Here is a 23,593-nt window from a genome sequence, read left to right as displayed (position 1 = left end):
ATCAGTACGCGTTGGGGCAGAGGGTACTTCTCTCTCTCTGGATCATCACTCTTCACAGCCGACACTTTTCCTTCGGCGGGCATAAAGCCTGCCGAGGCAGAAGTGTCGGGTGGTACAGCGGAAAAGGACTAGATGTGAACATCATTCGAGATGATGAGGACCGCAGGGATAACGGCCGGTTTCACCGAGAGTTGCCATCGATTGTCGAAGTCCTCCAGCAGTTAGAAGATTCATGATGCGTGCCCATCAGTTCCTCACTGTTCTTGGCATCGTTGCCCTGACCGGGATAACCAGTTGCACATTATTTTCTTCTTCTCGGGACCCAGTCATGGACAAGAGCGGATGGATCACCCATTGCTTTGGCAGATTCCTGATCGATTTGCCGCCCCAAGCGGAAGTCAGAGCGGGGTATTACTTGCGTGGGCAGGTTATTGAGCCACTAAAGGACGATCTCGCTGCATTCACGTCCAGGATCGATCAGCATGAGCAGGAGCTTAAACGGCAGCAGCATGATACGAAGGGAAGCATGTTTGTGCGCCGGTATGATCTGGGCAAAGGCTCAACCGGGATACTGTCTTGGGCTTCCGATGCCAGCATCGAGTCGTATTACCTGTACGCCTATGCTGTTTCAGAACCTGTGTGGCAGCCTTATTACTGGAGGATTGAGATGGAGCCAGATCGCGAGCCTCGTGGCATTGAGGTCGCGAAGAACCTGGTACGCGATCTTCGCTCTCGCGAACCCAGTGAAATTCCCACCGAGCCGGGGTTTTGTATTGATCGTGCCTACATCGCAGGCAGTAACTTTCAGAGCGAACGTTTCGATATCGGCGTGACTTTCCCGGATCATCCTGGGGTTTATTTCGAGTTCACCTCCAGCACCGGAGCAGAAGAGAACCGCCTGCTGGATCGGGTGAGTGGTTTCCTCGCAGGTGCCGCCAGGATGGTGCTGGGGATCGAGACCCTGCGCAAAAGGGCGCTTGGTGGACCGGTTCCGGCCGACGAATACCTGTTGGCCAGTACTGACAAGGGGCAGCGTATCTATACCTTTGCCTGGGAAGCCCAGGGCAAGGATGGCTCGATCACCGAACCCAATATCTCCGCCGCGCTCGGCGTGCTTGAACGTAGCCCCGACAGCAACGGCAAGCTGCCAGCGCCGCCATTCAAATCAGACAAAGAAGCGCTGGCGTTCTGGGACACCATCATCGGCTCCGTCCGCCTGCGCCCGGTGTCTTCGCGTGACGGTAATACAGCAGGTTCCTGAATATTTGTCCTTCGGAGGGCGCAAGGCCCAGGAGGGAGGAGTGTTTGTGAGTACAACGGAAAAGGAGCAGACATGGACATCATCCGACTCGGCGATTCCACCAGTCACGGTGGAGTCGTGATTGAAGCGTTCAACCAGACCGACCTGAACGGCAAACCCATGGCTGGGGTCGGGCACAAGGTCACCTGCCCTCTATGCAAAGGTGTGTTTCCTATTGCCGAGGGCAGTGCCTTGCTGGATGTCGGCGGTGTTCCCGTGGCGCTCCATGGAATGAAAACCGCCTGTGGCGCCAGCCTGATCGCCAGTGGGCCCAAAGGCGACGCCGGTAGTTAGTCAGGTAGAGGGTGGGTAATTACACGGACTTGCCCACCCGTTTGCACTCGACCCGACCACTCTGCATTCTCCCTGGCCGGCGATTTCTTCGAATGTGATCAACGCGCGCTTTAACCATGACCAGCAGAGAACGGCCAGAAGCGGCCGTTCTGAACCCTACCCATCAACAAGTAGGCTCCCGGCGAAATGACGACGGTGTTTGTCCGAACCAGCGTTTGCAGGAGCGGGTAAACGCCGACTGTTCTGGATACCCGAGAATGTCGGCAATCTGGCTCAAGGGCACCCTGGTTTCTCGCAGGTACTGCAGCGCCAGCTCCTGCCGGACACTCTCCTTGATGGCCTCGAAGTGCGTGCCCTCGGCTTGCAGTCGGCGGTGTAGGGTGCGTGGATGAAGCGCCAGCATCGCTGCGATATCGGACTTGCTGGTGTAAGTAGTGCCAAGCATCCGCTTGAGGGCTTGGCGGACACGGACGCTGACGATGTCCCCGGGCATGCGAAAGTGGCGGGACAAATAGTCTTCGGTGATCTGCCGCAGTGCCGGGTTGCTTCCCTGGATCTTGCCGTGCAGTACCGCCGCATCCAGATGCAGCGCAGCCCGCTCCTGCTCGGCGATGACCGGCGCATTGAAGAACCGACGATAGCTGCTCAGCGGGGCACTCGGCGCGTGCGGCAGGGTGACGAGCTTGAGCCTGTACTGCGACCCCATGACGAACTGGGCAATGCGGTGACTGGTTCCCAGGCACAGATCGATGTTCTGGCGCTGGCTGGGGCGACCTGACAGCTGGATTTCCACGGCAAGCTCGAAAGCACCCTCGACCAGTGGGCTGACAGGATTGCTGGTCACTGCCAACCCTGGACTGTGGGTGAAGAGGTAGCGGGAGGTGAGTTGCAGTGCGTCATAGACCGTCTCGGCATTCTGGATCACAACCCCCAAGGGCCCAAGGGTGCCAATATGCTGCTCCTGGGCAATTCGCAGCCCCAGATCCGGGCAGCCAGATGCTTCATTGCTGGCTTCCAGCAGGTGTGTCACGGCCCTGAGGGACAGCAGCGCGTCGTCGTCCTGCAGGATTGCGGGATCGATATGGTGCTGCAGCAGCAGAGGCGCGGGATCAATGCCGAGCCCTCGCATCACCGCGATATAGCCTGAAATCCCACTCGCGCGAACCATGGTCGTCATGGCCTGTAAGGTAAAAACAATGTCCCGTAACGTCAAGAAGCGTGTTGATTTAGAGTAGATAGTCCTCCCGGACAAGCAGTACTTCCGGGAGAGTTCGATGGCAAACGCTCAGCATTTCGATGTTCTGATAATCGGCGCCGGCATTTCTGGTATCAGCATGGCCTGCCAGCTGATCCGTGAGTGCCCCGGCAAATGCTTTTCCATCCTCGAACGGCGCAACGCCATCGGAGGTACCTGGGATCTATTCCGTTATCCCGGCATCCGCTCTGACTCGGACATGATGAGTTTAGGCTTCCGCTTCCGGCCCTGGACGGGGCGCCGAGTTCTGCCTGATGGCCCGTCGATCCGGGACTACGTGAATGAGACGGCCAAAGCGGCAGGCGTGGACAAGCACATCCAGTTCGGCATGCGCATTCTCTCTGCCGACTGGTCCACTGCCAAAGGTTGCTGGGTAGTTGAAGCCTTGCAGGAACGCAGTGGTGAGGCGCGTATCCTGACCTGCAATTTCCTTGTTTCGGCCACCGGCTACTACGACCATGACCAGGGCTATCTGCCCAATTTCCCGGGTATCGAATCCTACAAGGGCCAGTGCATTCACCCGCAACACTGGCCTGAGAGCCTGGACTACCGAGGCAAGCGTGTCGTGGTGATCGGTAGTGGCGCTACGGCGGTTACCCTGCTCCCCGCGATGGCCAATGACACCGCGCACATCACCATGCTGCAACGTTCGCCCAGCTACGTGTATTCGATGCCGGAGGTCGACAAGCTGGCCACAGTCTTGCGGCGCTATCTGCCCGATAGTTGGGTTTACCAACTGTCTCGCAAGCGCAACATCCTGCTGCAGCGAACTGGCTACAAGTTCTCCCGCCGCTTCCCAAGGCTAACTCGCTGGCTGTTGTTGGCCTTGGTGCGCAAGCAACTGGGTCCGGACTTCGACATGGAGCACTTCACGCCACGCTACATGCCCTGGGATGAGCGGCTGTGCGCCGTGCCCAATGGCGACCTGTTCAGGGTGTTACGCGAAGGCAAAGCCTCGGTAGTGACCGATCATATCGAATGCTTCACCGAGTCAGGAATACTGCTGAAGTCGGGGCGCGAACTGGAGGCCGACATCGTCGTCACCGCGACCGGCTTGCGCCTGCAGGCACTGGGTGGGATGAAGCTGTCCATCGATGGCATAGAGCAGGCGGTCAACCAACGCATGACCTACAAAGGGGTGCTGGTGCAGGACATCCCGAACTTCGCCTATCTGTTTGGCTACACCAACATCGCCTGGACGCTGAAGATCGACATGGCGGCCGAGTTCGCCTGCCGTGTTCTGAATGAAATGAGCAGGCGCAAGCTGTCCATCGTCACGCCGCGAGCCCCCACGGGAGAGATCCAGGCCGAAAGCGTGTTCGGCTCTCTGCAGGCGGGCTACGTGCAGCGCGGCGGTGCATTCTTGCCTCGGCAGGGGCGCAGTGGCCCCTGGCGGGTCCTGAACCATTTCGAGCTCGATCAAGTCATGTACCGGCGTCCCGTGGATGACTCCGGCCTCGAATGGTCGCGGGAAGTATGAGCGCGGAAGCCCTGCACAGCTGGCCCTTTCCATCCGCATCTTCAGGAGTAGCAAATGAGTTCAACACAGCAATGGATGATCTACGGCGCCTATGGCTACACCGGCGAGTTGATGGCTCGTGAAGCGGTGCGTCGCGGTATGCGGCCTGTTCTTGCCGGGCGCTCGGCCTGGAAGCTATTGCCGCTGGCCAAGGAGCTGGGGCTGGAATACCGCGCCTTTGATGTCGCCCTGGCGCAGGCCAACGTAGCGGGCATGTCCGCAGTCCTGAATTGCGCCGGGCCGTTTTCGTCGACGGCGCAGGCCTGGGTCGAGGCCTGCCTGAATGCGCGCGCGCACTACATCGACATCAGCGGCGAAATCCCGGTGTTCCAGATGTGTTATGCGAAGGACGCCGAGGCGGAAAAAGCAGGCATCATCCTGTGCCCGGGAGCTGGGTTCGATATCGTGCCGACGGATTGTCTGGCTGCCATGCTCAAGCACCAGTTGCCCGATGCGCAGACCATCGACCTGGCCTTCTCCTTCGGCACGCGCCCCAGCGTAGGTACGGCGCGAACCATAGTCGAGAGCGCCAAGGAAGGCGGGCTGATCCGCCGCGATCATGCCTTGCAAGCGGTAGGCAACGGTCACTGCTTGCGCCGCATTCGCTTTCCCGGAGGCGCCCGTTGGTCGGTGACCATTCCCTGGGGAGATGTCTACACCTCCGGTATTTCTACTGGCGTACCGAACGGGATGGTGTACACCGCCTTGCCGCTGGCGCTGGGACTGCTGATGCGTATCAGCAGTCCGTTCCGCGGCCTGATGGCCACCGCATGGGCGCAAAAGTGGCTCGACCGCCTGGCCGTGCGCCTGTTCGGTGGCGGGCCGGACGCCGAGGCCCGGGAGAACCAGCGCAGCGAGTTCTGGGGCGAGGCCGTCAGCGCTTCGGGCAAGCGCGTGTCAGCGACCATCTCGGCACCCAATGTCTATGCACTCACCGTAGATACGGCATTGACCCTGACCCAACATTGCCTGAACGCGACCAGCCAGGCGGGGTATTTCACACCCTCAATCCTGATGGGGCACGAGATGATTGCCAGCCGTCCTGGCGTTGAAGTGCGCACCCATTTCTCGGATTGAGTGCATAGCGCCAACGCGATCGTAGAGGTTCCGATGAGCTATACAGAACAAGCCGCCTGGAAGCGTATCCAGGCTTTCCTTCCTGCTGCTTACCGCATCGATGCAGGCAACGCCCCCAGAGAAGATTACTGGGCCTGGCACCCGCATTGGTTGAGCGTTACTAAACGATCACACTTCGCGCGGGCAACCGTGCGGCAGTCATCGAGCGTTTCAAGCAACCGAACGCCATCTTCACCGCGTCGTCGATCGCCGCGTCCAGCATGCGCTCACCCGTCGCGGGCGCGGCGGTTTCTATCGCGGCCTGGCCGAACACCGCAAACATGGCGTCGAGCCGGGCCTGGTTGGCGACCCAGTACTCTCCGCTTTGGCCATTCCAGTCGGCGACCTGATAGGCATTTTGCTCTGCCATGACATCTCCTCGTTTTGATTCGTTCTTAACTAGCGAAAGACAACCGCTCCTACCATTGCGTCAAACTCGACGATCCGTGCTTCACCGCGCCTATCTACGCCAACCTCTTCGAAGGCGACGACGCAACCGGAGAAGGGAATCTGTGCTCTCAAACCAGCATCGACTGCTGGGCGAAGATACCCGCCATCGCGCCTTGCCATGATGCCGTGGTGACCGATGCCATGAGGGGGGTTGCCAGGTCGCCGGCGGCGTAGATGCCAGGCATGCTGGTTTCGCGGCGCTCGTCGACCTTGAGGGCGATGCCCAGGGGTGTATCGACCGTGTCGAGGCCCAGCGATTCATGCAGGCGTGCGGACGGCTTGTTGCGCGGATGGGCGAACAGGATGTCGACCGCGACAGAGGGGCCGGCGTCGAGCCTGACGGTGGCGTTATGGCTCTCGTCATGGTCGATTTCGGTGATCCGGCCATCGACGACAGAGATGCCGCGGCGCGCCAGATCGGCCCGGATGTCGGGTGGAATGTCGTGACCATTGGCGAAGACCGTCAATGTGTCGGTCCAATCGTGGTACAGCCTGACGTAGTTGTGCGACGGCGGGCCGGACCAGACGAGGCCCCAATGCCGGCCGGCAACTTCAAAGCCGTCGCAATAGGGGCAGGGCACGATGGAGGAGCCCCAGCCTTCGGCAAAGCCGGGAACTTCAGGCATCTGGTCGGCGACGCCATAGCTCAGGATCAGGCGGCGCGCCCTGAGGCTTTCGCCATCGCCAGTGAGGACGGAGAAATCGTCGATGACGCCGGAGATGCTCTCGGCCCGCGCAGTGATCAGCCTGACCGTGGGATAGCGCGCCAGCTGCTGCCGCGCCTCGGCCAGGATCTCCAGCGGTGGCTTGTGGTCGTGGCCGAGCAGGCCATGCGAGTGGTCGGCGAAGCGATTGCGCGGCAGGCCGGTGTCGAGAACGGTGACCTTGCGGCGGGCACGGCCGAGCTGCAAGGCGGCGGCAAGACCGGCAAAACTGCCGCCGATGATGATGACGTCATTCATGGTGATGGGCTCCGCGCTGTGGATGAAGGGAATCGGCTTGCACACTTAAGATACTTCGGAGTACCCTAATTCAAGAATTAGAATACTGTCAAGTACTGGAATTTTTATGAGCGAAAACAGCCAGAGCCGGCGCGGCCGGCCCGCCAACGAGGCGCTTGGCCAAACGATAGCCGACGCCGCGTGCGAACTTTTTGTGGAATTGGGTTTTCAAGCGACGACCATGGATAAGGTCGCCAAGCGGGCGAAGATATCCAAGCTAAGCATCTATCGGCACTTCGAGAACAAGGAGGCGCTGTTCAGCGCGGCCATCGCGGCCCACTGCCAGCAGTTTGCACCTCAGGCCCTTTTTGAAGGCGTCGACGGTTCGGCCGAAGATCAGCTCATGGCGGTGGGATCAACCCTGCTTCGCACGCTGTTGAGCCCGGACGTCCGCAGTGTCGAAGCCATGATCATGGCCGACAAGACCAATCAAAAGTCGTTAAGCAAGCGCCAATATGAAGCCGGCCCCGCCTATGTCATCGCCCAAATCGAGGCCCTGTTGCGTCAGTTGCACGCGAAGGCGGTTCTGAACGTGCCCGATCCTCTACGATCAGCTCGCTTGTTTGCCGCGCTTTTCAAAGGGTCCGATCTTCTGATTATCGCGCGCTTCGATGAGGCGAGAGCCGAGGACGATAACGAAATCGAATCCTATTGCCGGTCGGCCGTCGCCATGTTCATCGCCGCGCACGGTGGCAACGACCACGCGGGCGGATAAGCATTTGATTGCTCCGGGCAGCTTGGCCTGGGCGGTCGTCCAGGCGCTTCGTCATATTGGGCTGGCGTGCGCCAATATGGTGAACAGGGCGGTGAGTTGGTTTTGATTTGAAGCTCTTTTACGTGAACCAGGAAAAAACGCCGTTTATCGCAGGTGATGAGTGGCGTTTTATTGGCTGGAAGGATGCTTTCGGCCAGAAGCGGGCATTCGTTCGTGTCGGCCAACGACGAAATGAAAGCGAGTCAGCACGCGTTGTGCGACATCCATCTATCTCCTCTACGACTGAATCTGCGATTGGCTAGGTAATGATTCGGTCATTTGTGCGTGACACACCGCCAGAATTTCATCGGCCAGCGCCGAGTCGTCAGGACAGGCGCGCGACAAGATGACCGCCCCGACCGCGCGCGCCAGCAGGTCGATCATTTTCACCCTCGCTTCACCCGGCGCCGCATCCGGTCCGGTCGGGTATTTTTCGCCGAGCGTTTGCAATGTGCGCTCGATGCCTTCAGCGAATGCCGACTTCAAATCGTCCGACTGACGCGCCGCGTCACCGCACAACGCCGCCATGGTGCAACCCGTGGCGCGCCCATCGCGATGATCCCTGGACACATACACATCGATGAAATCCTTCACGCTCAATTCTTCGGCGCTGGCAAGTGACTGCGCAAGGCTGTTAGCCGAGGCTTCGGCCATCAGGTCCGCCTTCGAACCGAAGTGTTTGTAGAAACCGCCATGGGTGAAACCGGCGGCGGCCATCAAGTCGGCCACGCCGACACCGTCAAAACCGCGCTCGCGAAACATGACTGAGGCCGTTTCGACGATGTGCTCCCGATTTAGCTGGGCCTGAGCCTTGGACACTCGCATGGGAAATACCTCTCTACCGCTGGAAATTCATCGGCTGATGATACATAGATGTTGACCATAATCAAAATCGTTGACAGTTTAGATTTCGATCATCATCCTAATCGAAAGCGACCTGACCATTTCCCCACGGGCACGGAACAAACACCCATGAGCGACCTGAATCTGTTTACCCCTTACACGCTTGGCGCGCTGACGCTGGCGAACCGCGTGGTTCTCGCGCCACTGACGCGCAATCGCGCAGGCAAAGGCTTTGTGCCGAGTGAGTTCGCGGCTGCCTATTACAGCCAGAGGGCCAGCGCGGGCTTGCTGATTTCCGAAGCCTCGCAGATCTCGCAGCAGGGGCAGGGCTATCAGGACACCCCGGGCATTTACACGCAGCCGCAGATAGAGGGATGGCGCAAGGTGACCGATGCCGTGCACGCCAAGGGCGGGAGAATTTTCCTGCAGTTGTGGCATGTGGGCCGCGTATCCCACGTGGATCTGCAACAGCACGGCGCGGCGCCGGTAGCCCCTTCCGCGCTTCGTCCTGCGACCAAGGTGTTCGTCAACAATCGTTTCGAGGACGTTTCCGAGCCGCGAGCGCTGGAGACTGACGAACTGCCGGGCATCGTCGACGATTTCCGCCAAGCGGCGGCAAACGCCATTGCGGCAGGCTTCGACGGCGTGGAAATCCATGGTGCAAACGGCTATTTGCTGGACCAGTTCATCAAGGACGGCTCCAACCTGCGTACGGATGCGTACGGCGGCTCGATCGCCAACCGTGCGCGCCTGCTGCTGGAAGTGACGGCCGCCGTGGTCGCCGAAATTGGCGCTGATCGCACGGGCATCCGCCTTTCGCCTGTCTCGCCGGCCAATGGCATATCGAGCAGTGATCCACAGGCTCAGTTCGATTACATCGTCGAGCAACTCAATGCTCTGGACATCGTTTATCTGCACGTCGTCGAAGGCGCGACCGGTGGGCCACGCGATGTGGCGCCCTTTGATTTCGATGCCTTGCGCCGGCGCTTCAAGAACACTTACATCGCCAACAACGGCTATGACCTGGACCTGGCCACGGCACGCCTTGCGCATGACAAGGCTGACCTGATCGCCTTTGGCCGTCCATTTATCGGCAACCCTGATCTGGTGGAGCGGCTCAAGACCGGTGCGCCACTGTCCGCCTTCGACCCCACCACGCTCTACGGCGGCGGTGCGGCGGGATACATCGACTACCCGACGCTTGCCGAATCAAGCGCTGCCGCGAACTAGGCACTGGCCGATCGAGCCTGGTTTTACTCGTGCATCAATCCCAATTCATGTCCCCGAAAAAGAGCTGACATCATGACGACTCGCCCCACCGTTCTCATCACTGGCGCTTCCACCGGCATCGGCGCGGTTTACGCCGAGCGTTTCGCCCAACGCGGGCATGCTCTGGTGTTGGTCGCCCGCGACCACTCGCGGCTGGAGACGCTCGCTGCAACGTTGCGTGGCGAACACAACGTCGCCATTGAAGTGCTTCCGGCCGACCTGACTCAACTCAGCGACCTGCACATCGTCGAAGCACGCCTGCGGGATGACGAGCGCATCGGCATCCTCGTCAACAATGCCGGCGCCGCACAGTCCGGCCACTTCATCGAGCAAAGCACCGACAGCGTTGCACAACTGGTGGCCCTCAACACCACCGCGCTGGTGCGGCTCGCCAGCGCCATCGCGCCACGCCTGGCCAAGGCAGGTGAAGGCGCGATCATCAACATCGGTTCGGTGGTGGGGCTGGCGCCGGAGTTCGGCATGTCGGTCTACGGGGCGACCAAGGCGTTTGTGCTATTCCTTTCCCAAGGCCTGAGCCTGGAACTTTCGTCGCAGGGTGTTTATGTGCAAGCCGTATTGCCCGCCGCCACCCGCACGGAGATTTGGGATCGCGCCGGTATCGACATCAACACCTTGAGCGAAATCATGGAGGTGGGTGACCTGGTCGATGCCGCACTGGTTGGTTTCGACCGTCGCGAACCGGTGACCATTCCTCCGTTGCAAGAAGGCGAGCGCTGGGATGCCTTGCAAGCCGCGCGCCAGGGGCTTTTGTCGCAGATCAGGCAATCCGCCGTGGCGCAACGCTATTTGACTCAGGTCTGAACCATGTCAAGCAGGTCGGCCTCGCCCCGCAATCGGAGGGAATAAACATGACCCCCATGGCTACCCGCAATCACCCGGGTTCGCAGCTGTCATTTATCAATGCGGTGAACCAGTCGGTTCTGATTGGCGGGATACCTTTCGCCTATCGTGACCTGGGACCCAAGACGGAGGTCCCGCTGGTCATGTTTAACCATTGGGGTGCCGTGCTGGATAACTTTGACCCTCGCATCGTCGACGGTCTGGCAAAAAACCGGCGTGTCATCGCGACCGATTACCGCGGTATCGGTGGCTCGGGTGGCGCCGCGCCATTGACCGTCGGTGAAATGGCTGACGATGCAATCGGCCTGATTCGTGCGCTGGGTTTTGACAAGGTTGACGTGCTCGGTTTTTCACTCGGCGGCTTCGTCGCTCAAGACATCGCCCTGAAAGCTCCCGAACGAGTGCGCAGATTGATCCTCACCGGAAGCGGACCGGCCGGTGGCACAGGCATCGACAGCCTCGGTTCGGTGACCTGGCCCTTGATGATCAAAGGTTTGCTGACGCTGCGAGACCCCAAGTTCTATCTGTTCTTTACCACCACGGCCAATGGCCAACGCGCCGCGTCGGAGTATGTGCAACGTTTGAAAGAGCGCCAGGAAGATCGGGACAAAGGCCCGACACCCCGCGCGTTTCTACGGCAGTTCAAAGCCATTACCGCGTGGGGCAGGCAGGCCGCGCAAGATCTCGGCCGCCTGCGGATGCCGACCCTGATCGCCAACGGGGACAACGACATCATGGTGCCCACCGTGAACTCGATCGAGCTGGCGCAGCGAATCCCCAACGCGCAACTGATCATTTATCAGGACGCCGGGCACGGCAGCATTTTCCAGTACCACACCGATTTCGTGGCCAAGGCCGTGGCGTTCCTCGACGCCTGACGGCCTGTGCCTCTAAGCGCATCAAGGTTGCCGTGGCCGCGCCCATTCTCACTTCACCGACAAGAGTATCTGCAACATGAAGGCATTTTTTATCGACCGCTACGGCAAGCAGAACGGAGTGCTTGGCGAAGTGCCCGACCCTGCGGTCGGTGTGCATGACGTTCTGATCCAGGTGCATGCAACGAGCGTGAACCCGTTGGACTCAAAGATCAGAACGGGAGAGTTCAAGCTGATCCTGCCCTATACCTTTCCATTGGTGTTGGGCAACGACCTGGCCGGAGTTGTCGTTCGCACGGGGTCGGCGGTGAAACGATTCAAGCCAGGAGACGAAGTCTATGCCCGTCCTCCCGAGGCCCGGATCGGCACCTTTGCCGAACTGATTGCCGTGAACGAAAGCGCGCTCGCGCTGAAACCCTCGAATCTCGATATGGCCGAAGCGGCTTCCATTCCCTTGGCCGCCTTGACGGCCTGGCAGGCGCTGGTTGAGATCGCCCAGGTGAAAAAAGGCCAGAAGGTGTTGATTCATGCCGGATCCGGCGGTGTCGGCACGCTTGCCATCCAGCTCGCCAAACACCTCGGCGCCTTCGTTGCGACCACCACCAGCACGGCGAATGTCGAATGGGTGAAAGCACTCGGGGCGGATGTGGTCATCGATTACAAACAGCAGGATTTTGCAAACGAGTTACGTGATTTCGACGTGGTGTTGAACAGCCTCGGCGCCGATGTACTGGAGAACTCGCTCAAGGTTCTCAAGGCTGGCGGACAGCTCATTTCCCTTTCGGGGCCGCCGACCGCGCAATTTGCCCAAGAGCAAGGCTTGTCCTGGGTGCTGGGGCAAGTCATGCGCCTGCTGAGCAGCGGTATTCGCAGAAAAGCCCGCAAGCACGGGGTGAACTACACCTTTTTGTTTATGCGCGCCGACGGGATGCAACTGCAGAAAATCACCTCGCTTATCGAGGCTGGCGTCATCAAACCGGTCATCGATCGTTCCTTCCCTTTTGAATCGATTGCAGAGGCGTTGCGGTACGTCGAGCAGGGCAGGTCAAAAGGCAAAGTCACCGTCACAATCAAATAGCGCATTACAAAACATGTCGGTAGATAACCTAGACGCCACCCAGTATCAGGTTCCCGCGCCTGAACCAGAGCCGCCCAACATGCCCACACAGGAGCCATTGCCACCGAAAGTCGCGCCTGCAGAAAAGCCGACGATCATCTGGCGCAGTTTGCTACTGGAGCAGTAACGAGAAATGCTTCATTGCAATTGAAACGATGCTTGCTGCGTCACCGGCTCCCAGCGAATGGCAAGTTCGCCGAAAACCGTCATTCACGAAAGGGCCATCGGACGACCAGAACCCCCGCGCACCAAGCCCCGCCAGCCGCCGAACTATAATTAACAAGCACCCCATCTGCCCGGCGAGTACCGCTGCGCCCATCGGTTACCCAGCAAGCTCACCCGCCCGGCAGAGGGCAGTCCAACCAATGGGACGGGACGCCCAACTGATGACACGAGAGGGACCCGCCATGAAACTTCATTCCTTCCAGCATTACTCCCATGGTCTGGAAATGGCCGTTCACGACGCCTGGATCACCACCAAGGTGAAGTCGGCCCTGACCTTTGCCGAACCGACCCGTGGCCTGCCGATCAATGTCAAAACCCATGCGGGCATGGTCACCTTGAGCGGTCGGCTCAACACCCATAAACAGTGTGAGCAGGCTGTCAGCCTGACCCGTGGGGTACACGGCGTCGCCGGCATCGATGCCAGCGACTTGCAGACCCATATGTTCACGCCGGGAAGCCTGCCTGAAGCGCCCAACGCCGAAGAGACCAGCGAATACCCTTCGCCGTCGGCGACGAAAAGGGACGACAAATGACCAAGGCGAAGGCTTGAGCGTCGTGCCGGGAGGCCAGCGCGACGCTGGGTTCGATAGCCCTTTCGGCGGGGCCTCAGGAGGATCGTCAGCATGTTGAAAGCCCTGCCCGGTCGGGTGGGGCTTTCTCTCAACTGGCAAATGCACCCAGCCATTCTGTATCTGGCCCGTTGCAACGCGCAGGCAGTCCCTTCAGCCCAGCGCGGCCAGCATCAGATCCAGATTCTCCACCGCCGCCCCTGCCGCGCCTTTGCCCAGGTTGTCGAACACCGCCGCCAACAACACCTGACCCTCACCCTCGAACACCATCAAGCGCATAGCGTCCGTATCGTTCAGCGCCCGCGGATCAAGGCCCGTGAGTTCTTGTGCCTGCCGAAGCGACATCACCTGCACACAACCGCTTCCGGCGTAATGCTGCTCCAGGCAGGCATGGATGCGCGGGGCATCCACGCCGGGCGCGAGCAGGCGCAGTTGTAGAGGAATGGTCAGCACAATGCCCTGGCGAAAGGCACCGTAGGCCGGGACGAACAGCGGCCGTTCGCTCAGGCCACTGTGTTGCTGGATTTCCGGCACATGCTTGTGGGCCAGGCCCAGGCCGTAGATCTGGAAAGGAGCGGCTTGGGAAGCATTCGGCCCTTCGTGGGCTTCGACCGCGGTGCGGCCGCCGCCGGAGTAGCCGGAGATCGCGTTGATGCTGATCGGGTAGTCCTTCGGCAGCAGTCCGGCTTGCAACAGGGGACGCAGCAGGCCGATGGCGCCGGTGGGGTAGCAGCCGGGGTTGCTCACGCGCTTGGAGGTGGCGATGCGTTGTGCCTGTTGCGGGTGCATCTGCGCGAAGCCGTAGGTCCAGTGGGGGTGGGTGCGGTGCGCCGAGCTGGCGTCGATGACTCGCACGGCCGGGTTGCGAATACTGGCGACGGCATCGCGGGCGGCATCGTCGGGCAGGCAGAGCAGGGCGATGTCGCAGGCGTTGATGGCTTCGGCGCGGCGTTGCGGGTCTTTGCGCTGGTCGGCGGCGAGGGTCAGCAGGTGCAGGTCGCTGCGGCCCTGCAGGCGCTGGTGGATCTGCAACCCGGTGGTGCCCTGGTCGCCGTCGATAAATACGAGGGGGGTGCTCATGCTGTGTGCTCGCAAGAAGGAAGAGTTGGGCAAATCTTCCAACTGAAGCTGAAATAGAGAAAGTTGAATTTAATAACGCTAAGCTTCAGTTTTTCTGAATCTGGAGCAGGCCATGCGTGAGATCAGCCTCGACCGGCTGCGCACCCTGGTGGCGATTGTCGACCTGGGTTCCTTTGCCGAAGCGGCCCGCGCGCTGAACCTGGCGCCGCCTACAGTCAGCCTGCATATCGCCGACCTGGAGGCGCGGGTGGGCGGCTCGCTGTTGTCGCGCACCCGCGGCCGGGTACAACCCTCGGCCATTGGCGAAACCCTGGTGGAACGGGCGCGGCGGCTGTTGGCCGATGCCGAGCAGGCGCTGGAGGATGTGCAGCGCCAGGTGCTGGGCCTGGCCGGGCGGGTGCGCCTCGGGGCATCCACCGGCGCCATCGCCCAGTTGCTGCCCCAGGCCCTGGAAACCCTCGGCCAGCGCCATCCTGGCATCGACCTGCAGGTGGCGGTGCTGACCTCCCAGGAGAGTTTGAAGAAGCTCGCCGAGGGTTCGCTGGATATCGGCCTGGTGGCCCTGCCGCAAACCCCGGTCAAGGGCTTGCGCATCGAGCCCTGGCGCAAGGACCCGGTCATGGCTTTCCTGCCGGCCCGCTGGCAATGCCCCGACCCGGTGACGCCGCAATGGCTGGCCGCCCAGCCGCTGATCCTCAACGACCACAGCACCCGGTTGTCGCGCCTGACTTCGGAGTGGTTCGCCCTGGGCGGCCAGCAACCCACGGCGCGCATCCAGCTCAACTACAACGACGCGATCAAGAGCCTGGTGGCCGCCGGTTATGGCGCCACCTTGCTGCCCCACGAAGCCGCCACGCCGCTGCCCGACACCCGGATCGCCATGCGCCCGTTGCAGCCGCCGCTGTGGCGCCAGCTGGGCATTGCCCATCGGGATGGAGAGGTGGAGCGCTCGACCCAGCATGTGTTGGAGGTGTTGTGGGGCTTGAGCGCCGATTGATAACGGGGTGTGTTAGCCCAGCAGATGCCTGGAAATATGCTTCGAGATTTCCACCATCGAAGTCTTGCCGGTGAACTCGAACTTCACCTGGCCCAGCGATGAAAAGTAGATCTCCAGCTCGGAGTCCAGGTCGAAGGTCCCGGAGGTTTCCACCGAGTAGGCGACGATGTTTTTGTAGGGCAGGGAGGTGAAATCCTTTTTGCTGCCGGTGATGCCCTGTACGTTGACCGCGATGATGCGCTTGTTGGTAAACACCACGCCGTCGCGCATGGCCTTATAGGCGTCGATCACCTGCTCGCCTTCCAGCAACAGGTCGCTGACCCGTTCGGCGTATTCGTCGTTTTGCTTGAGCTTGAAGAAGCCTTTGTTGTTGAAGTCGATCATGGGGGGAGTCCTTATTTTTGAAGCGATATTCCAGGTTTTTTGCTGGCTGTTAAGGCGTGTCGGACCTGGCTCAGGTTCCATCGGCTCCTATGCAAAGCGTATGGTCTTTGCGATGAGTCCGCCGTTTGGGTATTGGTGGTACAGCGTTATACCAAGAGGTTGCTGGTAGCAGATATCAGTTAAGGCGATGTCTCTGATGGTCTTCGGATTATTTTGATTGATTTTTAGCCGGAATTAATAATTTATGAGGCGACTGTTACTTTGGGCTGCACATGATTTTATTTTCATACGGCATCACTGGTTAAGACCAACTGTTGGGAACTGAAAGGATGAAACGGATTTTAGCGGTATTGCTTTTGACCACAGGCAATATGGGTAGCGTCGCTTACGCAGGGGTTGATGTTGCAGCGGCCCGGCAGTCGTTGAAGAATTATGGTCTTGGCTATTGCATCGTTAATCAGTTTAAAAATGAGTCCGATGTGAAGAGCGATATTGAGTCGGCTATTGGCGCCTATTCCTTCATGGGAAGTGGTATGCATACCATTCTTCAGAATGAAGACATCCTGGAGACATTGCATAACCCGTACGACGCAACGACGGATTTTGTATTTTCCATGTATGAGAAAACCCAGGCCAGTAGCAAGTATAGGGATAAGAAAGTCGTATTTTATGCCTGCCTCGATATCTATAACTCCAAGGCGTTCGACGATTTTATCAAGACGCAGGACCCGTACATTTCCAAGTGAAGGGGATCATCACTGATCCGGTTCTCTCAGACTGAGCGCGATATCCAATATCGCGCTCGTCACCCTGACTTAAAACAACTTCCAGCCATAACTCAGCAACAACCGGTTCTCATTGATATCGGTCCGATAATTCGAGTGCGCCACCACCGCGAGTCGGCTGCGCGCGAGGCGTCAGGCGTCAGGGTGTTCGGCGCGCAGTTCGTCGATCATCCGCAAGCAGTGGCTGAGCCCCGCCGACACATCGCCGACCCGCCGGCTGATGATGATCGGCGAGGTGGCGTTGGCTTCCAGCAGCGGGCTGAAGCCGATGTCGTCGCGGTGCAGCAATTGCACCGAGGCCGGCACCAGGGTGATGCCGATGCCGGCGCCCACCAGGCCGATGGCGGTCTGCAGTTCGTTGGTCCACTGCACGACGCGGATGTTCAGGCCGTGGGTGTTGAACAGCGCGATCACGTGGTCGGCGTAGCTCGGGCGCGGGTTGCCGGGGTAGAGCACGAAAGGCTCGTCGGCCAGTTGCGCGAGGCTCACCGGCTGGCCGATCAGCGGATGGCCGGCGGGCAGGGCGGCCACCAGGCGATCCTCGGTCTGCACCTTCTGCACGATGGCCGGGTCGTCGATGCGGATCCGCCCGAAGCCGATATCGATGCGCCCGGCCTTGAGCGCTTCCACCTGCTGCAGGGTGGTCATTTCCGATAGCCCCAGTTCCAGGGCCAGGGTCTCGTGGCTGCGCAGGCGGCGGATCAGTTCCGGCAGCAGGCCGTACAGGGTCGAGGGGGCAAAGCCGATGCCGAGCCAGGTCTTTTCGCCGTGGCCGATGCGCCGGGTGTTGTCGCAGACCTTGGCCAACTGCTCCAGCAGCACGCTGGAGTGCTCATAGAAAAAGCGCCCGGCTTCGGTCAGGCGCAACGGCCGGCCGCGCTCCAGCAACAACACCCCGAGTTCTTCTTCCAGTTGCTGGATCTGCCGGCTCAGGGGCGGCTGGGCGATGTGCAGGCGCTCGGCGGCCTTGGTGAAGTTGAGGGTCTGGCCCAGCACCTGGAAGTAACGCAGATGACGCAGTTCCATAAGGCCTCCGCGGGCAAAGGTTGGATACCTTTAAGGTATCAAGCCAGACCAATTCTATATTGGAACCCCGGAAAAAGCCGTACGAGAATCGGCTCCATAACGTCAAGAACCTGATGGGTATGGAAATGCTTTCAAGTGCCATTGAATCGATCGAAACGATCATCGTCGATCTGCCAACCATTCGCCCGCACAAGCTGGCGATGCACACCATGCAGAACCAGACCCTGGTGCTGATCCGCCTGCGTTGCGCCGACGGCATCGAAGGCCTGGGCGAATCCACCACCATCGGTGGCCTGGCCTATGGCAATGAAAGCCCGGACAGCATCAAGACCAATATCGACCGCTTCTTCACGCCGCTGCTGCTCGGCCAGGATGGCGCCAATATCAATGCCGCCATGCAGCGCCTGGAGCGCAGCATCCGCGGCAACACCTTCGCCAAATCCGGTATCGAAAGCGCCTTGCTCGACGCCCAGGGCAAACGCCTGGGGCTGCCGGTCAGCGAACTGCTCGGCGGCCGGGTGCGCGACGCCTTACCGGTGGCCTGGACCCTGGCCAGCGGCGACACCGCCAAGGACATTGCCGAAGCGCAAAAGATGCTCGACCTGCGCCGCCACCGCATCTTCAAGCTGAAGATCGGCGCCGGCGAGGTGGACCGCGACCTGGCCCACGTGATCGCGATCAAGAAGGCCCTGGGCGATCGCGCCAGCGTGCGGGTCGACGTCAACCAGGCCTGGGACGAAGCGGTAGCGGTGCGTGCCTGCCGCGTCCTGGGCGGCAACGGTATCGACCTGATCGAACAGCCGATCTCGCGCAACAACCGCGCCGGCATGGTGCGCCTGAATGCCATCAGCCCGGCGCCGATCATGGCCGACGAATCCATCGAGTGCGTGGAGGACGCCTTCAACCTGGCCCGCGAAGGCGCGGCCTCGGTGTTCGCCCTGAAGATCGCCAAGAACGGCGGCCCGCGCGCGGTACTGCGCACCGCGGCGATCGCCGAGGCGGCGGGCATCGGCCTGTACGGCGGCACCATGCTCGAAGGCGGCATTGGCACCCTGGCGTCGGCCCATGCCTTCCTGACCCTCAATACCTTGAGCTGGGACACCGAACTGTTCGGTCCGCTGCTGCTGACCGAGGACATCCTCGCCGAGCCGCCGCTGTACCGCGATTTCCAGTTGCACGTATCCCGGGCGCCGGGCCTCGGCCTGAGCCTGGACGAGGAGCGCCTGGCGTTCTTCCGCCGCGACCAAGCCTGAACTGCCATTCATCACGTCTTAAGGAGAGCACCATGCTGTTCCACGTCAAAATGACCGTGAACCTGCCGGTCGACATGAACCCCGAGCGCGCCGCGCAGCTCAAGGCCGACGAAAAGGCCCTGGCCCAGCGCCTGCAGGAGCAGGGCAAGTGGCGGCACCTGTGGCGCATTGCCGGCCTGTATGCCAACTACAGCGTGTTCGACGTCGACAGCGTGCAGGAACTGCACGACCTGCTGATGCAACTGCCGCTGTACCCGTACATGGCTATCGAAGTGAACGCGCTGTGCAGGCATCCTTCGTCCATTCATGCGGACGACCGCTGAGCCCGCGCCACACTCTAATAAATACAAGATGAGGAATAACCATGAACGTCCGAATTTCCCACACTGCCAGCGCCCAGAAATTTCTCGAAGAAGTCAGCGGCCAGCTCAACGACCAGGGCAACCCACGCACCAAGGCCCTGGTGTACCGCATCCTGCGTGACACGGTGAACATCATCGAAGACCTCGACGTGACCCCGGAAGAGTTCTGGAAGGCGGTCAACTACCTCAACGTGCTCGGCGCGCGCCAGGAGGCCGGGCTGCTGGCGGCCGGCCTGGGCCTGGAGCACTACCTGGACCTGCTGATGGACGCCGCCGACGAACAGGCCGGCAAGACCGGCGGTACCCCGCGCACCATCGAAGGCCCGCTGTACGTGGCCGGCGCGCCGCTGAGCCAGGGTGAAGCGCGCCTCGACGATGGCGTCGATCCGGGCGTGGTGCTGTTCATGCAGGGCCAGGTGCGCAACACCGCCGGCGAACCGCTGGCCGGAGCCATAGTCGACGTCTGGCACGCCAACACCGGCGGCACCTATTCCTACTTCGACACCACCCAGTCGGAGTTCAACCTGCGTCGACGCATCGTCACCGATGCCGAAGGTCGCTACCGTTTCCGCAGCATCGTGCCTTCGGGCTACGGCTGCCCACCGGACGGTCCGACCCAGCAGTTGCTCGACCAGCTGGGCCGCCACGGCCAGCGTCCGGCGCATATCCACTTCTTCGTCTCGGCCGATGACCACCGTCACCTGACCACCCAGATCAACCTCGATGGCGACGAATACCTGCACGACGATTTCGCCTACGCCACCCGCGACGAACTGATCGCCAGGATCACCTTCAGCGACGATCAGCAGCGTGCGGCGCAATACGGGGTCAGCGGGCGTTTCGCCGAGATCGACTTCGACTTCACCCTGCAGTCGTCGGCCCAGCCCGAGGAGCAGCAACGCCTGGAACGGGTGCGAGCTCTGGAGGACTGACAGCGCGGCAGATCCCGATTCGGGGCCACGGGATAACGTGAGTGATCCCGTGGTTTTTGCCGTTGTGAGCCGTGGTCGAAGTCTTGCGTGACGTGTCAGCGGTGGCGAACGATCACCGCCTGACATTAACAATCCCAATAATAAAAACGGGGAGTGACCCGCTTATGGAAACCCATCTGTTGAGTGAGCGCAGCCGGGTATTTGCCCAGGCCGATCCCTACGCTGTGTCCGGCTATGTCAATCAGCACGTGGGCAGCCACTGCATCCGTTTGCCCAAGGCCGGCAGTCTCCAGGCCAGCCTCAATCATCGGCAGTTCGCCAGCCTCGACCTGTGCTCGATCAGCTACGGCGGCAGCGTGCGCGTCACCTCGCCGGCGCTGGAAACCATCTACCACCTGCAAGTGCTGCTGCGTGGCCACTGCCTGTGGCGCGGCCATCGCCAGGAGCATTATTTCGCCCCCGGCGAGCTGCTGCTGATCAACCCCGACGATCCGGTGGACCTGACCTATTCCGACGATTGCGAGAAATTCATCATCAAGGTGCCCACCCGCCTGCTGGAATCGGTGTGCGAGGAGCAGCGCTGGCTGTATCCGGGGCAGGGCGTGCGCTTCGTGGGCAACCGCTACCAGCTGGATGAGCTGGAAGGCTTTATCAACCTGCTGGGCGTGGTCTGCCGCGAAGCCGAAGTCGCCGAATGCATCCCCCGGGTGCAGGAGCATTACGCGCAGATCGTCGCGAGCAAGATGCTCAGCCTGATGAAGACCAATATCCGGCGGGTGGGCCTGGGTTCGTCGTCGGCGACCTTCGAGGCCATCGCCGATTACATCGAGCGCAACCTCAAGCAGGACATCGGCTGCGAGGAGCTGGCGCAGCAGGCGCAGATGAGCCTGCGTTCGCTGTATGCGCTGTTCGAGCGCAACGCCCGCACCACGCCCATGCGCTACATCCGCCAGAAGAAACTCGAGCGGATCCACGCCTGCCTGCGCGACCCCGGCTGCAACGTGCGCAACATCACCGAACTGGCCATGGACTTCGGTTTCCTGCACCTGGGACGCTTCTCGGAAAGCTACCGCAAACAGTTCGGCGAACTGCCGTCCGACACCCTCAGGCGCCGGCATTGATCCGCCCATGCCTCTGCAGGAGCGGTGCCGGTGCCCGCCGCATCATTCCTGATTCCTCATGTAGCCGCTGCCGAGCTCGCGAGGCTGCGATCGACTGCGCAGCAGTCGCAAAACCTGAAACCACGATCGTCCTGGATAAACCGGCGAGGCCCGAATGGCGGTCGCTACGTCGGAATGCCGCCCAACCCGGTCGCAGCCTCGCGGACTCGGCAGCGGCTGCGGCTGTAGGACTTGCCCTACAAAACTCTGCAGAAAACGGATAGTGGTCTGCACGCAACGGATATTGCCCGCGCGTACCCCGCCCTAGCATGAGCCTTGCCTGAATAAAAACAATGGAGGCGGCGGCCATGACCCTGCGACCCGAATACCTTCACTCCCTGCTTGAAGAAGACCGTGACCGGGGCGTCTACCGCTGCAAGCGGGAGATGTTCACCGACCCCCGGCTGTTCGACCTGGAAATGCAGCACATCTTCGAGGGCAACTGGCTGTACCTCGCCCACGAGAGCCAGATCCCCAACAACAATGACTACTACACCACCACCATGGGCCGGCAGTCGGTGTTCATCGCGCGCAACAAGGACGGCGAACTCAATGCCTTCCTCAATGCCTGCAGCCACCGTGGCGCCATGCTCTGCCGGCACAAGACCGGCAACAAGTCGTCCTACACCTGCCCGTTTCACGGCTGGACCTTCAACAACTCCGGCAAGCTGCTCAAGGTCAAGGACCCGGCGGCCGCGGGTTACCCCTCGAGCTTCAACTGCGAAGGCTCCCACGACCTGACCAGGGTCGCGCGCTTCGAGTCCTATCGCGGCTTCCTGTTCGGCAGCCTCAACCCCGACGTACTGCCCCTGGTGGAGCACCTGGGTGAGTCGGCGAAGATCATCGACATGATCGTCGACCAGTCCGCCGACGGCCTGGAAGTGCTGCGCGGTTCCTCGAGCTACATCTACGAAGGCAACTGGAAGCTCACCGCGGAAAACGGTGCCGACGGCTACCACGTAAGCTCCGTGCACTGGAACTACGCGGCCACCCAGAGCCAGCGCAAGCAGCGCGAAGCCGGGGAAGAGATCAAGACCATGAGCGCCGGCAGCTGGGCCAAGCAGGGCGGCGGTTTCTATTCCTTCGACAAGGGCCACATGCTGCTCTGGACCCGCAGGTCCAACCCCGAGGACCGCCCCCTGTACGAGCGCCGCGACGAGCTGGCCCGCGACTTCGGCCAGGCCCGCGCCGACTGGATGATCGAGAACTCGCGCAACCTGTGCCTGTACCCCAACGTCTACCTGATGGACCAATTCAGCTCGCAGATCCGCATCGCCCGGCCGATCTCGGTGGACCGCACCGAGATCACCATCTACTGCATCGCGCCCAGGGGCGAAAGCGACGAAGCCCGCGCCATGCGCATCCGCCAGTACGAGGACTTCTTCAACGTCAGCGGCATGGCCACCCCGGACGACCTGGAGGAATTCCGTTCCTGCCAGATGGGCTATCAGGGCTGCAACAGCGCCTGGAACGACATGTCCCGCGGCGCCGAACACTGGGTCGAGGGCGCGGACGACGCGGCCCGGGAAATCGACCTGCAACCGATCCTCAGCGGCGTGCGCACCGAAGACGAAGGCCTGTTCGTGATGCAGCACAAGTACTGGCAGCAAACCATGCTCGAGGCGGTGGCCGCCGAAGCCGCACGAACCATTGCCGTGGAGGCTGTGTGATGAGCATTTCCCATGACACCGTGCGCGACTTTCTCTACCGCGAAGCGCGCTACCTGGACGACAAGGACTGGGACAGCTGGCTGGAGCTCTACGCCGCCGACGCGACCTTCTGGATGCCGTCCTGGGACGACAACGACGAGCTCACAGAAGACCCGCAGCGGGAAATCTCGCTGATCTGGTACGGCAGCCGCTGCGGCCTGGAAGACCGGGTGTTCCGGATCAAGACCGAGCGCTCCAGCGCGAGCATTCCCGACACCCGCACCTCACACAACCTGAGCAACATCGAGCTGCTGGAGCAGGCCGACGGCCTGTGCAAGGTGCGCTGCAACTGGCACACCCTGAGCTTTCGCTACAAGACCGTCGACAGCTACTTCGGCACCAGCTTCTACACCCTCGATGTGCGCGGCGAGACCCCGCGGATCCTGGCCAAGAAAGTCATCCTGAAGAACGATTACGTTCGTCAGGTCGTCGATGTCTACCACCTCTGAGGCGACCG

Annotated in this window: 25 protein-coding genes; 18 read left to right on the top strand and 7 right to left on the bottom strand. The window is 61.0% G+C overall.

Going from position 1 to position 23,593, the window contains the following annotated elements; genetic code table 11:
• Positions 1-232 precede the first annotated feature (232 nt).
• Both BMY68_RS29945 and BMY68_RS24145 read left to right on the top strand, forming a co-directional pair.
• Positions 233-1,261: a T6SS immunity protein Tli4 family protein gene (locus BMY68_RS29945; RefSeq protein ID WP_239694126.1), complete on the top strand. Its 1,029-nt coding sequence runs from the start codon at positions 233-235 to the stop codon at positions 1,259-1,261.
• 72 nt (positions 1,262-1,333) lie between these two features.
• On the top strand, positions 1,334-1,594 hold the full coding sequence (locus BMY68_RS24145) for a PAAR domain-containing protein (protein ID WP_009044761.1): 261 nt from the start codon (positions 1,334-1,336) through the stop codon (positions 1,592-1,594).
• Positions 1,595-1,757: 163 nt separating this feature from the next.
• Here the strand turns inward: BMY68_RS24145 and BMY68_RS24140 are convergent, their stop codons facing one another.
• Entirely contained in the window at positions 1,758-2,807 is a 1,050-nt protein-coding gene (locus BMY68_RS24140) for an AraC family transcriptional regulator (RefSeq protein WP_204840078.1), read from the bottom strand.
• Positions 2,808-2,868: 61 nt separating this feature from the next.
• Here BMY68_RS24140 and BMY68_RS24135 point away from each other — a divergent pair, with 61 nt between their 5' ends.
• Together BMY68_RS24135 and BMY68_RS24130 are read left to right on the top strand one after the other, a co-directional pair.
• Entirely contained in the window at positions 2,869-4,329 is a 1,461-nt protein-coding gene (locus BMY68_RS24135) for a flavin-containing monooxygenase (protein ID WP_085533941.1), read from the top strand.
• 54 nt (positions 4,330-4,383) lie between these two features.
• Positions 4,384-5,445, top strand: a complete 1,062-nt coding sequence (locus BMY68_RS24130; protein WP_053261973.1) for a saccharopine dehydrogenase family protein — start codon at positions 4,384-4,386, stop codon at positions 5,443-5,445.
• A gap of 160 nt (positions 5,446-5,605) precedes the next feature.
• Here BMY68_RS24130 and BMY68_RS30205 read toward each other — a convergent pair whose 3' ends face one another.
• Both BMY68_RS30205 and BMY68_RS24115 read right to left on the bottom strand, forming a co-directional pair.
• The gene (locus BMY68_RS30205) at positions 5,606-5,854 is read right to left on the bottom strand and encodes a hypothetical protein (RefSeq protein ID WP_239694125.1); all 249 of its coding nucleotides are present in this window, start codon (positions 5,852-5,854) and stop codon (positions 5,606-5,608) included.
• Between the two features lie 148 nt (positions 5,855-6,002).
• Positions 6,003-6,896 carry an NAD(P)/FAD-dependent oxidoreductase gene (locus BMY68_RS24115; protein WP_085534406.1) on the bottom strand — a complete coding sequence of 298 codons (894 nt, stop codon included), beginning with the start codon at positions 6,894-6,896 and terminating at the stop codon, positions 6,003-6,005.
• 106 nt (positions 6,897-7,002) lie between these two features.
• On the opposite strand from BMY68_RS24115, the gene BMY68_RS24110 reads away from it, so the two are divergent.
• Positions 7,003-7,650: a TetR/AcrR family transcriptional regulator gene (locus BMY68_RS24110; protein ID WP_009044753.1), complete on the top strand. Its 648-nt coding sequence runs from the start codon at positions 7,003-7,005 to the stop codon at positions 7,648-7,650.
• A 276-nt stretch (positions 7,651-7,926) separates the two neighbouring features.
• Here BMY68_RS24110 and BMY68_RS24105 read toward each other — a convergent pair whose 3' ends face one another.
• Positions 7,927-8,514 (bottom strand): TetR/AcrR family transcriptional regulator, encoded by a 588-nt coding sequence (locus tag BMY68_RS24105; RefSeq protein WP_085533943.1) that lies wholly within the window; start codon positions 8,512-8,514, stop codon positions 7,927-7,929.
• Between the two features lie 147 nt (positions 8,515-8,661).
• Between BMY68_RS24105 and BMY68_RS24100 the strand changes: the two genes are divergently transcribed.
• From BMY68_RS24100 to BMY68_RS24080, 5 genes are all read left to right on the top strand, one after another.
• Complete coding sequence (locus BMY68_RS24100) at positions 8,662-9,762, top strand: alkene reductase (RefSeq protein ID WP_009044751.1); 1,101 nt, start codon at positions 8,662-8,664, stop codon at positions 9,760-9,762.
• A gap of 72 nt (positions 9,763-9,834) precedes the next feature.
• Positions 9,835-10,623 carry an SDR family NAD(P)-dependent oxidoreductase gene (locus BMY68_RS24095; RefSeq protein WP_085533945.1) on the top strand — a complete coding sequence of 263 codons (789 nt, stop codon included), beginning with the start codon at positions 9,835-9,837 and terminating at the stop codon, positions 10,621-10,623.
• 47 nt (positions 10,624-10,670) lie between these two features.
• On the top strand, positions 10,671-11,540 hold the full coding sequence (locus BMY68_RS24090) for an alpha/beta fold hydrolase (RefSeq protein ID WP_085533947.1): 870 nt from the start codon (positions 10,671-10,673) through the stop codon (positions 11,538-11,540).
• 76 nt (positions 11,541-11,616) lie between these two features.
• Positions 11,617-12,615, top strand: a complete 999-nt coding sequence (locus BMY68_RS24085; RefSeq protein WP_085533948.1) for an NADP-dependent oxidoreductase — start codon at positions 11,617-11,619, stop codon at positions 12,613-12,615.
• 446 nt (positions 12,616-13,061) lie between these two features.
• Complete coding sequence (locus BMY68_RS24080) at positions 13,062-13,412, top strand: BON domain-containing protein (protein WP_085533950.1); 351 nt, start codon at positions 13,062-13,064, stop codon at positions 13,410-13,412.
• 189 nt (positions 13,413-13,601) lie between these two features.
• Here the strand turns inward: BMY68_RS24080 and argC are convergent, their stop codons facing one another.
• Positions 13,602-14,528, bottom strand: a complete 927-nt coding sequence (gene argC / locus BMY68_RS24075; RefSeq protein WP_085533952.1) for an N-acetyl-gamma-glutamyl-phosphate reductase — start codon at positions 14,526-14,528, stop codon at positions 13,602-13,604.
• Positions 14,529-14,640: 112 nt separating this feature from the next.
• Here argC and BMY68_RS24070 point away from each other — a divergent pair, with 112 nt between their 5' ends.
• A complete protein-coding gene (locus tag BMY68_RS24070; protein WP_009044742.1) occupies positions 14,641-15,525 on the top strand; it encodes a LysR family transcriptional regulator in 885 nt (294 codons plus the stop codon).
• Between the two features lie 12 nt (positions 15,526-15,537).
• Here the strand turns inward: BMY68_RS24070 and BMY68_RS24065 are convergent, their stop codons facing one another.
• Positions 15,538-15,909, bottom strand: coding sequence for a PH domain-containing protein (locus BMY68_RS24065; RefSeq protein ID WP_009044741.1), 372 nt, complete (start codon positions 15,907-15,909; stop codon positions 15,538-15,540).
• A 329-nt stretch (positions 15,910-16,238) separates the two neighbouring features.
• Here BMY68_RS24065 and BMY68_RS24060 point away from each other — a divergent pair, with 329 nt between their 5' ends.
• On the top strand, positions 16,239-16,655 hold the full coding sequence (locus tag BMY68_RS24060; protein ID WP_085533954.1) for a hypothetical protein: 417 nt from the start codon (positions 16,239-16,241) through the stop codon (positions 16,653-16,655).
• Positions 16,656-16,826: 171 nt separating this feature from the next.
• On the opposite strand, the gene BMY68_RS24055 is transcribed toward BMY68_RS24060, so the two are convergent.
• The gene (locus BMY68_RS24055; RefSeq protein WP_063432273.1) at positions 16,827-17,720 is read right to left on the bottom strand and encodes a LysR family transcriptional regulator; all 894 of its coding nucleotides are present in this window, start codon (positions 17,718-17,720) and stop codon (positions 16,827-16,829) included.
• A gap of 125 nt (positions 17,721-17,845) precedes the next feature.
• On the opposite strand from BMY68_RS24055, the gene BMY68_RS24050 reads away from it, so the two are divergent.
• From BMY68_RS24050 to benB, 6 genes are all read left to right on the top strand, one after another.
• Entirely contained in the window at positions 17,846-18,973 is a 1,128-nt protein-coding gene (locus BMY68_RS24050) for a muconate cycloisomerase family protein (protein ID WP_175534870.1), read from the top strand.
• Positions 18,974-19,005: 32 nt separating this feature from the next.
• Complete coding sequence (gene catC, locus BMY68_RS24045) at positions 19,006-19,296, top strand: muconolactone Delta-isomerase (RefSeq protein WP_009044734.1); 291 nt, start codon at positions 19,006-19,008, stop codon at positions 19,294-19,296.
• A gap of 41 nt (positions 19,297-19,337) precedes the next feature.
• Positions 19,338-20,267, top strand: coding sequence for a catechol 1,2-dioxygenase (catA, locus tag BMY68_RS24040; RefSeq protein WP_085533958.1), 930 nt, complete (start codon positions 19,338-19,340; stop codon positions 20,265-20,267).
• A 164-nt stretch (positions 20,268-20,431) separates the two neighbouring features.
• Entirely contained in the window at positions 20,432-21,388 is a 957-nt protein-coding gene (locus BMY68_RS24035) for an AraC family transcriptional regulator (protein ID WP_085533959.1), read from the top strand.
• 347 nt (positions 21,389-21,735) lie between these two features.
• Positions 21,736-23,097: a benzoate 1,2-dioxygenase large subunit gene (gene benA, locus BMY68_RS24030; protein ID WP_085534408.1), complete on the top strand. Its 1,362-nt coding sequence runs from the start codon at positions 21,736-21,738 to the stop codon at positions 23,095-23,097.
• Positions 23,097-23,585 (top strand): benzoate 1,2-dioxygenase small subunit, encoded by a 489-nt coding sequence (gene benB, locus BMY68_RS24025; RefSeq protein ID WP_009044730.1) that lies wholly within the window; start codon positions 23,097-23,099, stop codon positions 23,583-23,585. Before benA ends, benB begins: the two co-directional genes overlap by 1 nt.
• Positions 23,586-23,593: the final 8 nt, after the last annotated feature.

Source organism: Pseudomonas sp. NFACC41-3, from assembly GCF_900109505.1.
Lineage (GTDB): Bacteria > Pseudomonadota > Gammaproteobacteria > Pseudomonadales > Pseudomonadaceae > Aquipseudomonas > Aquipseudomonas chlororaphis.
Note: the sequence above shows the minus strand (reverse complement) of the source record. Positions and strands in the feature narration are given on the sequence as shown.